Consider the following 10,023-nt stretch of genomic DNA (forward strand, 5'->3'; position numbering starts at 1 on the left):
CCGGCGGCTTTCTGATTGCATGATCCTGGTCGCGTTTTACTGCTGAACGACCACGCGTGCGTTCTTGCCCGGACGAACGCGGGAGTAGAGATCGATGATGTCCTGGTTCATCAGACGGATGCAGCCCGACGAAGCGGCCGTGCCGATCGACGACCATTCCGGCGTGCCATGCAGGCGGAACAGCGTGTCCTTGCCCTGGTCGTTGAAGAGATAGAGTGCACGAGCGCCGAGCGGGTTCTTCAGGCCCGGGCCCATGCCTGCCTCGACATACTTGGCCACTTCCGGCTTCCGTTCCGCCATTTCCTTCGGCGGGTGCCACATCGGCCATTCCTGCTTCCAGGCGATATAGGCTTCGCCTTCCCATGCAAAGCCGGCCTTGCCGACGCCGATTCCGTAGCGAACGGCCTTGCCGCCGGGCAGCACGTAGTAGAGGAACCGGTTCGGGGTGTTGACGACGATGGTGCCGGGACGCTCGCTCGTCGAATAATCGACGATCTGGCGATGGAAGCGGCCATCGACCTTGTTGATCGGAACTGCAGGGAGCGCGTAACCGTGATCCTCAACTGCGCCATAATTGCCCGAAAAGATCTGATTCGAAGCGACCTGTTCCGCAACGGGAGCAGGCTCACCGCTTGCCGTCTCGGACTTGGTCGAAGTTGTCGAGCAGCCGGCTACGGCGAGTGTCGCCGCCAGGCTGCACAGGAGGAAGGCATTGCGGAAGCGCATAGGAGTCTCTTAAAATAAGAAGCGAAGAAAAACTGGGTCGGCCCGACCATCAGTGACAACGGTTATTTTCGATTAGTTGCTGCTATGCAAGGGATTGCGTGGCAACAAGGCGGCGGGAAAGTGTAAATTCCGTGACGCTGGCTTTTTTGCAACAAAAGCGGTGGCAGACGAGAGTCTAGACGAATGACAATTCTCTCTATCCATGACGACAACCCTCTCGTGGACGGTCGACAATCGAATCGCGCGCTCATGGTGCGCCGCGGGGTTCAGCGGCTTTTCACGGAATTGCGCCACGCGGTGCTGCCGGAATTGACGCTCGCCAGCGGCCGGCGTGCCGATCTCATCTCGCTGTCGGCGAAGGGCGAAATCTGGATCGTCGAGATCAAGACGTCGATCGAGGATTTCCGCGTCGATCGCAAATGGCCTGATTATCGGCAGCACTGCGACCGGCTGTTCTTCGCCACCCATGGTGACGTCCCGCTCGATATCTTTCCGGATGATTGTGGATTGCTGCTGTCGGATGGCTACGACGGACACATCATTCGCGAGGCACCGGAACACCGGCTTGCACCGGCAACCCGCAAGTCCGTGCTGCAGCTCTTTGCCCGCACCGCCGCACAACGGCTGATGCTGGCGGAGTGGGCTGCCGAGCGCAATGGCGAACTCGGCAACTCCATTCGCGATATCGTTTCCGGCTCCCGCGACGGGTCAGCCGAGGGTTGACTACTTCGGCGCGCGTTTTGCCAGGATCCGCTGCAGCGTTCGGCGATGCATGTTGAGCCGACGCGCCGTCTCCGACACGTTGCGCTCGCACATCTCATAGACGCGCTGGATATGCTCCCACCGCACCCGGTCGGCCGACATCGGGTTTTCCGGTGGTTCGACCCGTTCGCCCTGGCGCTGCACCAGTGCTGCGAAGATGTCGTCGGCGTCGGCAGGCTTGGCGAGGTAGTCGACCGCGCCGAGCTTCACCGCATTCACGGCCGTTGCAATATTGCCGTAGCCGGTAAGCATGATCATGCGGGTGTCGTCACGGCGGCTGCGGATCGCCTCGATTACGTCGAGGCCGCTGCCGTCGCCGAGCCTCAGATCGATGACGGCGTATTTCGGCGGGTTGCCCTTCGCCTTGGCGATGCCTTCGGCAACGGACTCGGCGATATCGACGGTAAAGCCGCGCGCTTCCATGGCGCGGGCGAGGCGTCGAAGGAACGGCGCGTCATCGTCGACGAGCAGCAGCGTTCTGTCCGGTCCGATCAGTTCGGCGTCCTGGGCGTGCGTGCTGGGCGAAGCTGTCGATTTTTCGGTCATTCTCGCAATCCTTGGGCGAAAAACGGGACGTTTTCACCGAGATTATAGGTTTCCTGTCATCCCGTTCAATAAACTGCCAAACGTCATTTCGCCAGTTTCGTGTCCATCAGCGCACGCGGCCATTCGACGCTGACCTTGGCGCCGGGGCGATCGGCGCCGCCGTTCTCGAAGCGTAGGCGCGCGCCGGACCGCTCGAGCAGGGTCTTGGCAATGAACAGGCCGAGCCCCAGGCCGCCGGCGCTGTCATCCTTCTGCCTGCGCGTGACATAGGGTTCGCCGATGCGCATCAGAATATCGGGGGCAAATCCATCGCCGTCATCGGCAATCGTCACCTTGACGTGGTCGGCGGTGTGCTCGACCGTCACGGTCACCTCCTGCTTGGCATAGTCGACCGCATTTTCCAGTAGATTGCCGAGCCCGTAGAGAATGCCCGCATTGCGGTTGCCGACCGGCTCCGATGCCTTGTCACCCTTTTCGACAAGATTGATGTGAATGCCGAACTCGCGGTGCGGCGCCATCACTTCCTCGACCAGCGAGGATAGCGGCAAGAGCCGCATATGCTCTTCGCTTTCGGAGGACAGCGTCGTCAGCCGCTTGAGAATGTCGCGGCATCGCTCGCTCTGGCTGCGCAGCAGATGCACGTCCTCGCCGAAGCGTGGGTCGTCACCGAGCTCACGCTCCATTTCCTTGGCAACGACACTGATCGTGGCAAGCGGCGTGCCGAGCTCGTGGGCAGCGGCCGCCGCCAGGCCGTCGAGCTGCGAAAGGTGTTTTTCACGCTGGAGCACGAGCTCGGTCGCCGTCAACGCCTCCGACAGTTCGCTCGCTTCGAGCGAGACGCGGTAGGTATAGAACGCGGCAAAGGCCGTCATCGACACGATCGCGAACCAGATGCCGGCCGTCAGCACCCGCGGCATCAAGAGAAGCGTGCCGGGATACCAGGGCAGCGGGAACGGCGAAAAGGCAAGGACGGTCACACCGATGACCGCAAGGCCGGCAAGAACGATGCTGTGCGGCTTCGGCTGCGAGGCCGAGGAAATGATGACCGGAACGCAAAGCAGCGGCGCAAACGGATTGGCAAGCCCGCCGGTGATGAAGAGCAGGCCGGTCAGCTGCGCGAGATCGAGCCCGAGCAAGGCAAACGCGGCCGGCGGTCGCAACCGGTGCGTCGGGGGGAAGCGCAGGGTGAGGTAGGTGTTGACCAGCGCCAATGTGGCAATCAGCACCAGGCACAAGAGCAAGGGCAGCGGAAACTGCAGCCACAGCGTTGTGATGATGACGGCGATCGATTGGCCGCCGACCGCAAGCCAGCGCAGGCGGATGAGCGTCTGCAGGCGCAGGCTTCTGTTCGAAGTCGGATCATTGTGTTCCAGTGCCACTGCCGTCATGCCTGCTCTTGTTCCTATGGCCCCCGTCAAGGGTATTGCCTCATGTACCACGCGGTTTTGCCCGTGTCGTCGGCGCGGCCTCCGCCGGGTTCTCCGGCCAGGGGTGCTTGGGATAACGCCCGCGCATGTCGGCCCGGACATCCCGCCACGACCCGGCCCAGAAACCCGGCAGGTCACGCGTGGTCTGGATCGGCTGCCGGCCGGGCGAAATCAGTTCGAGCAGCAGCGGCAGCCGGCCATCGCCGATAGCAGGGTGTTTTTTGAGCCCGAAGAGTTCCTGCACCCGGATGGAGAGAAGCGGTTCGTCGCCGTCATAGTGGATCGGATGCCGTTGTCCCGTCGGCGCCTCGAAATGCGTCGGTGCCAGTTTTGCCAGCTCCCGCTGCCGGTCGTGCGGGACCAGCGACAGCAATCCTTCGGAAAGCGCGCCGGCCTTGATGTCGGCGATAGCGGTGACGCCGTGTTGAAACGGAACGAACCAGTCCTCGAGCGTCGCAAGCAGGGCTGCGTCGGAAACGTCCGGCCAGGGTTCGCCGAGCGAGCGATGCAGGAAACCGATGCGATCGCGCAGTTGCATCGCCTCCTTGGAAAACGGCAGGACCGCCAGTCCAAGCTGGCGAACGCCATCGGCAAGCGCGCGTGCTGCGCTTTCGCCAGTCGGTCTTGGAAGCGGCGCCTCCTCGAAGATGATCGCACCCAGCCGGGTGACGCGGCGCGCGCGCACCTGGCGGCTCGCCCGGTCGAAGACGCTTTGCTCTTCCCGCACGATCGCTTCGGGCATATGCGCGTCGACGTCGGCGCGCGAAAGCTCGGCCGCCGCCAGCACGCGCTGGCCGCCGGCGCGGCCCGTGAGGTCGGCGATCACAAGCATGTTTGCCGCAGCGAGGCGCTCGGTCTCGGCGATCTCGGCCCCACGGCCGTTTGCCATCACGAACCGCCCACGGCCACCGCGCTGAAGCGCGATGCGGTCCGGGAAGGCGTGCATCAGCAAGGCGCCGGGCTGGACCGGTTCGCTCGACTTTCGCGCCCCTTTGAGTTCCGCCGCCATGCGGCGGGCAAGATTGCGCGAGGCTTCGGCGCGCTCGCCGCGCTCCTGGCGAAAGCGGCGCAGTCGGTCCTCCAGGTCGATGGCGTTGCCGCCAAGGCCTTGCTCCGTCAGCATGACCGCGAGCAGACAGGCCGCCTCGCCCTGGCCCTCCTCGGCCGCCGAAACCGCCATGGCCGCAAGGCGCGGCGGCAGGGCCAGATCACGGATCTTGCGTCCCCTTGGGGTCAGCGCGCCGAAACCATCGAGCGCGCCAAGCTCGCTCAGCAGCTTTCGCGCTTCCATCAGGGTCGTTTCCGGCGGTGGGTCGATGAAGGCAAGCGCTGCGGGATCGGTGACGCCCCAGTGCGCCATGTCGAGCAGCAGTCCGGAAAGATCGCTGGCCAGGATCTGCGGCGGCGTGAAGGCCGCAAGCGCTGCAGTCTGGCCGGCATGCCAGAGGCGGATGGCAATGCCCGGCTCCGTTCGCCCGGCTCGGCCGGCGCGCTGATCGGCCGACGCACGCGAGACGCGCACGGTTTCAAGCCGGGTGATGCCGGTCGACGCTTCGAAGACCGGCAGTCTCTGCAAGCCGCTGTCGATGACGATCCGCACGCCGTCGATGGTGATCGAGGTTTCGGCGATCGAGGTGGCAAGAACGATCTTGCGCGTGCCTTTCGGCGCCGGCCGGATCGCCGCATCCTGCTCCTTCTGCGTCAGGTTTCCGTAAAGCGGAACGACCGTCGTATCGGCTGTAAACCGGTCGGCAAGCCGTGCCGCCGTCCGGGTGATTTCGGCCTGTCCCGGCAGAAAGGCGAGGATCGATCCTTCTTCGCTGCGATGCGCCTCGACGATGGCGCGCACGACTGCGTCCTCGACGCTCTCGCCGCCGCGGTCCTGGTTGCGGATGTCGATGGGGAAACTACGCCCCTGGCTTTCGACGACGGTCGCGTCACCGAGCAGTTTTGAAACGCGCTCGACGTCGAGTGTTGCCGACATGACGATGATCCGGAGATCGTCGCGCAGCGCAGACTGGACGTCGAGCGCCAGTGCCAGGCCGAAATCGGCATCGAGTGAACGTTCGTGAAATTCGTCGAAGAGAACCGCGGAGACGCCCGCCAGCTCCGGATCGTCGAGGATCATGCGGGCAAAAACGCCTTCGGTCACTACTTCGATCCGGGTCTTGGCCGATATCCGGTTGTCGAGTCGCATGCGATAGCCGACGGTTTCGCCCACTTTCTCGCCGAGTAGCTCCGCCATGCGCCCGGCCGCTGCCCGGGCGGCGAGCCGCCGGGGTTCGAGCAGGACGATCTTGCCGCCGTCGAGCCACGGTTGCTCGAGCAGGAACAGCGGCACGAGCGTCGTCTTGCCGGCGCCGGGTGGCGCCGAAAGCACGACGGAGCGGGCCTTGTCGAGAGCTTCGGCGATCTCGGGCAGGACCTCGCGAACCGGCAAGGCGGGCAGGGTAAGCGTCACGATTGTCTCTCCGCTCCGATATGGATGAGCGCACCGCCGGCGGCGTCCGCGTCCGCGCGGTCATGGGTCACGAGGATTGTCGGCAGGCCTGCGGACCGCGCCTTGGCAAAGACCAGCTCGCGCGTTTGCTGGCGCAAGGCCATGTCGAGTTTGGAAAAAGGCTCGTCGAGCAGCAGCAGGCGCGGCTCGGAGAGAAGCACGCGTTGGAGCGCGACACGCGCCTTCTGCCCGCCCGAAAGCGTCTCCGGGTCGCGGTCGAAGAACCCGCCAAGCCCGCCTTCATCGAGCGCGTTTTCTGCCATCCGACGCCTGACGTCTCGGTCCTTGAACGCCTCGGGTATGGCAAAGACGATGTTGCCGCCGACCGAAAGATGCGGGAACAGCAGCGGATCCTGGAAGAGAATGCCGGTGTGGCGCTGTTGCGGCCGCAGCGCGATCAGATCGTCCTGCCCGAGCAGAACTGCACCGCTGGCGGTAAAGGCAGGGTCGAGAAATCCGCCGATATAGGCGAGCAGCGTCGACTTGCCGGAGCCCGACGGACCCATGATCGTCAGGACGTCGCCGGGCATGACCGTCGCCGAAACGGAAAGCAGCAGCCGGTCGGCCAGCCGGATCGTCACATCGGACAAAGTCAGAGGCATCGTCTTGCCTGGCGTTCGCATTCAGATCCTCATTGCCCGTCGGTGGCGGAATAGCAACTGCGGCACGAGCGATGCAATGAGAAAACCGAGAAACGGCAACAGTGCCTGAAGCAGCGCATAAACGCCGATGATGCGCCGATCTCCTCCCGACGAAAGCGCCACCGCCTCGGTGGTGATCGTCGTCACCCGTCCGGCGCCGATCAGCACGGTCGGCAGGTAGAGGCTGACGGAGACCGCAAAGCCGACGGCAAATGCCGTCAGGCAGGCGCGAAGCAGCATGGGCAGTCGAATGGTCATGAGGATCTTGAGTGGCGATTTACCCAGTCCCGATGCGACCTGTTCGTAGCGCCGGTCGAGCGCCCGCCAGGGCGGCGCTAGTGACAGAAGCACATAGGGCAGAACGAAGACCAGATGCACGGCGGCAACGGTGGCGATCGACGGCGAAAACCCCGCCATTGCTGCCAGGATCTGCAATCCAAACACGAAGGCGATCTCCGGGACCAGCAATGGCAGGAAGACGGGAAACCAGCGCTCGGCGGTGCCGTGAGCACTGCGCGATAGCAGGCCGATGGCGATCGCAAGTGCGAGGAGCGATGACAGCAGGGCGATGATGATAGTGTTGGCCAGAGGTCCGGCGAACCCTCCAAGGGCGCGTTGCCATGTTCTGAAGGTGAGGCTTGTCGGCAGACTATCAGGGAATGGCCACAGCCCTGCAATCGACCAGAGCGCCAGCAGGCCGAGCCCGGTAAAGATCAACGCCGCGGACAAGGTCGTGATCACGGCTGCGGTCCGGCGAAGAAGTCGGTCGTCACTCAGGCGTTTTCCCGAAGCGCTCAGGCGCCGGTGACAAAGACGACCGAGCCGTTCGACGCCGATCCAGACCACGATCGCGAACAGGCCGAGCGCTAGCTGCAGCACGGCGCCGGCCGAAGCGAGGAACCGGGCGCCGATGTCGTCGTCGGCCAGCCATTGGGCGATACGTACCGGCAATGTCGGCGGCAATCGGGGCCCAAGGATCATCGCGACGTCGATCACCGAGGTCGAGTAGACCAGCACCGCGAAGACAGGCAGGCGGATCTGCCGATAAAGCAGCGGCCAGAGCGCGATGATAAAGCCCGATACCCGGCCATAGCCGAGAGCTGACATCAAACGTCGCGCATTCGCCACGGGCAGCTGCGGCAGTGCCGCCAGCATTACCAGCAGCAGAAAGGGCATCTCCTTGGCAATAAGACCGGATATCATCGACAACCCGAGCGGATCGTTCGGCACGAGCCAGTCCGGCGGTCGGTCGAAGCCGGTGAGTTCGGGAGAGGCGAGCCGAATGAGAAAACCGGACGGCGCGATCAGGAAGGCGATCGCAAATGCCGATGCGGCGTGCGGAACGGCCAGCAGCGGTGAAAGCAGATGCTGGATGAAGGCGAAGGGTCGCGTTCCGGCGAAACCCGCGACAAAGGTGCAGACCACCATCAGGGTGACAAACGTGCTGATCAACCCTGCCGCCAGACTGATCAGAGCCGAGCGCAGGATATGCGGCTGGGCGACCAGCGCCTCGAAATGCCCGAGCGTGAGCTGCGTACCGCCGAGTGCGGGCAGGTAGCCGAAGGCCGGAAGCAGGGTGCCGGCGAGACCAGCCAAAACCGGCAGGCACAGCATGACCGCCACACCTGTGCCGATGCCCCGCTGCAGGGCGTCCCTCACAGGGATGTCCGTCGATGGCGCCGGCACTCGCCGTTAATTGGCGGCGCCATATCGGCGGATCCATTCGGTTTCGATCCGCGTCATCCAGTCGGGATGCGGTTCGGCAAGCGCCGGGCCGAGCTGATCGGGCGGCAATGTCGCCACCCCGAGATCGAGGGCTGCAAAGGCGGCACGGTCGGCATCCGGTAGTTTCACCATCGCCAGCACCGTCGGGTCACCCCAGTATTGGGCGTCCTGTTTGCGCAACTGCGCCTCGGGAGAGAGCAGGAAATCCGCAAGCAGCAGCGCGCCCGCACCAGCATTGGCGTTATAGGGAATGGCAACGAAATGGGTGTTGCCAAGCGTTCCGCCGGAAAAGACGAAGGAGCGGACGGTGTCCGGCAGCTCGCCATTGGCGATAGCCGCCGAAGCTTCGGCGGGATTGAAGGCGAAGATGATGTCGAGTTCCCCGTCGGCCAGCTTCTGCTTCATATCGGGGTAGTTCTGCGGATAGGCCTTTCCCTTGCGCCATAACAACGGCGTCAGCTGGTCGAGATAGGCAAAGAGCGGCGCCACATCCTGTTGAAACGTTGCCTCGTCCACGGGCTTCAGCAACTTGCTCCTGTTATCGATGAGCTCGATCAGCGCCTGCTTCAAGAACGAGGAGCCGGCGAAATCCGGCGGCTGCGGATAGGAGAAGCGTCCCGGATGGGCCTTTGCCCAGCCAAGCAGGTCTTTTGCCGATGTGGGCAGCTGCGCGGTTGGCGTGCGGGCCTTGTCATAGAAAAAGACCAGTTTGGCGCCGCCCCAAGGGCTTTCGAGCCCTTCCGTCGGTACGGTGAAGTCGGTGAGGATTGTCGGCTTCGTCTCGTGGTCGACATAGGCCCAGTTCGGAAGCCGGGTTGCCCAGCTGGGGCTGAAGAGCAGGCCCTGCCGCTTCATCGCGGCAAAGTTCTCGCCATTGATCCAGATGAGATCGACGGTGCCGGCAGCATCCTTGCCCGCCGATTTCTCCGCAAGCACGGTTGCGACCGCTTTGGCGGTGTCATCGAGTTTTACATGCACGACGTTGACGCCGTAGCGCGCCTTCATCTGTTCGCCCGCCCAGGCGATATAGGCATTGATATTGGCTGAACCGCCCCAGGCGTTGAAATAAACCGTCTCGCCCTTGGCCTCGGAAACGACCGAAGCCCAGTTGTCGATGTCGAAAGCGGCCGCCGGGCAGGCAAGGCTAAGTGTGGCGACGACCGCCGCTGCCCATCGTCTTACCCATCCGATCATGCTGCACTCCCCCGCATTCGTGTTTCGGCGCGAAGGTAAGCCAAGCGCCTGTGGCGTCAATGCGCGCCGATGGTGGCGACCGTCACGTTTCGGTGAAACGACGGCAGTCTCGATGAGCACGGTTTGCCGTGAAGATGGGCGTTTTCCGCCGGGTGGGCGGCCTTTTTGCGAAGCTCCTAAGGAGAGGTAAGCGTGAGCGACGGCGTTTCCCTGGCTCTTGGCAACGCTTTTCGACCGATTGGCGAATGATTCTGGTTCTGGTTTTGCTGGTTTGGTGATGCGGAGCGGGCTGTTGATAACTCTCGTTTGAATTTCGTGTGTATTTTCAGAGTGTTGTTCGATCTTGTCGATTTTTTGCGATTGCCTGTTGACGTATGTGAGGGGTGGGGTCTATAAGCCCGATCACTGACGAGGGCGGCGGCGCTGCTGGCGACGATGTCCTTCGTTTTAAGGTTTCCTTGATTGGCGGATGCTGATTGGTCGGGACGCGAGTTTCGGCGGG

The 10,023-nt window shown here is 63.5% G+C and carries 9 protein-coding genes; 1 reads left to right on the forward strand and 8 read right to left on the reverse strand.

Annotated features, from left to right (window positions below):
- Window positions 1-36: 36 nt before the first annotated feature.
- Complete coding sequence (locus ASD00_RS10715) at window positions 37-726, reverse strand: L,D-transpeptidase (RefSeq protein ID WP_057206500.1); 690 nt, start codon at window positions 724-726, stop codon at window positions 37-39.
- 183 nt (window positions 727-909) lie between these two features.
- On the opposite strand from ASD00_RS10715, the gene ASD00_RS10720 reads away from it, so the two are divergent.
- Window positions 910-1,449: an MmcB family DNA repair protein gene (locus tag ASD00_RS10720; protein WP_025425368.1), complete on the forward strand. Its 540-nt coding sequence runs from the start codon at window positions 910-912 to the stop codon at window positions 1,447-1,449.
- On the opposite strand, the gene ASD00_RS10725 is transcribed toward ASD00_RS10720, so the two are convergent.
- From ASD00_RS10725 to ASD00_RS41290, 7 genes are all read right to left on the reverse strand, one after another.
- Window positions 1,450-2,034, reverse strand: a complete 585-nt coding sequence (locus tag ASD00_RS10725; protein ID WP_025425369.1) for an ActR/PrrA/RegA family redox response regulator transcription factor — start codon at window positions 2,032-2,034, stop codon at window positions 1,450-1,452.
- Between the two features lie 83 nt (window positions 2,035-2,117).
- On the reverse strand, window positions 2,118-3,422 hold the full coding sequence (locus ASD00_RS10730; protein WP_025425370.1) for an ActS/PrrB/RegB family redox-sensitive histidine kinase: 1,305 nt from the start codon (window positions 3,420-3,422) through the stop codon (window positions 2,118-2,120).
- A gap of 40 nt (window positions 3,423-3,462) precedes the next feature.
- Window positions 3,463-5,922 (reverse strand): ATP-dependent helicase HrpB, encoded by a 2,460-nt coding sequence (hrpB, locus tag ASD00_RS10735; RefSeq protein WP_057206502.1) that lies wholly within the window; start codon window positions 5,920-5,922, stop codon window positions 3,463-3,465.
- Window positions 5,919-6,584: an ATP-binding cassette domain-containing protein gene (locus ASD00_RS10740; RefSeq protein ID WP_025425372.1), complete on the reverse strand. Its 666-nt coding sequence runs from the start codon at window positions 6,582-6,584 to the stop codon at window positions 5,919-5,921. The genes hrpB and ASD00_RS10740 overlap by 4 nt, the downstream gene beginning before the upstream one ends.
- The gene (locus ASD00_RS10745; RefSeq protein WP_051509141.1) at window positions 6,585-8,216 is read right to left on the reverse strand and encodes an ABC transporter permease; all 1,632 of its coding nucleotides are present in this window, start codon (window positions 8,214-8,216) and stop codon (window positions 6,585-6,587) included.
- 78 nt (window positions 8,217-8,294) lie between these two features.
- Window positions 8,295-9,521 (reverse strand): ABC transporter substrate-binding protein, encoded by a 1,227-nt coding sequence (locus ASD00_RS10750; RefSeq protein WP_057206504.1) that lies wholly within the window; start codon window positions 9,519-9,521, stop codon window positions 8,295-8,297.
- 176 nt (window positions 9,522-9,697) lie between these two features.
- Window positions 9,698-10,023 (reverse strand): hypothetical protein (locus ASD00_RS41290; RefSeq protein ID WP_210173872.1); only part of this gene is annotated, 326 nt, incomplete at its 5' end.

Origin of the sequence: Ensifer sp. Root31, from assembly GCF_001424825.1 — a bacterium.
Classification (GTDB): Bacteria; Pseudomonadota; Alphaproteobacteria; order Rhizobiales; family Rhizobiaceae; genus Ensifer; species Ensifer canadensis.

What these genes read in the sequence shown, in the direction of transcription:
- ASD00_RS10715 (WP_057206500.1), bottom strand. Translation starts at nt 726, where the DNA reads ATGCGCTTCCGCAATGCCTTCCTCCTGTGCAGCCTGGCGGCGACACTC.
- ASD00_RS10720 (WP_025425368.1), top strand. Translation starts at nt 910, where the DNA reads ATGACAATTCTCTCTATCCATGACGACAACCCTCTCGTGGACGGTCGA.
- ASD00_RS10725 (WP_025425369.1), bottom strand. Translation starts at nt 2,034, where the DNA reads ATGACCGAAAAATCGACAGCTTCGCCCAGCACGCACGCCCAGGACGCC.
- ASD00_RS10730 (WP_025425370.1), bottom strand. Translation starts at nt 3,422, where the DNA reads ATGACGGCAGTGGCACTGGAACACAATGATCCGACTTCGAACAGAAGC.
- ASD00_RS10740 (WP_025425372.1), bottom strand. Translation starts at nt 6,584, where the DNA reads ATGCGAACGCCAGGCAAGACGATGCCTCTGACTTTGTCCGATGTGACG.
- ASD00_RS10745 (WP_051509141.1), bottom strand. Translation starts at nt 8,216, where the DNA reads ATGCTGTGCCTGCCGGTTTTGGCTGGTCTCGCCGGCACCCTGCTTCCG.
- ASD00_RS10750 (WP_057206504.1), bottom strand. Translation starts at nt 9,521, where the DNA reads ATGATCGGATGGGTAAGACGATGGGCAGCGGCGGTCGTCGCCACACTT.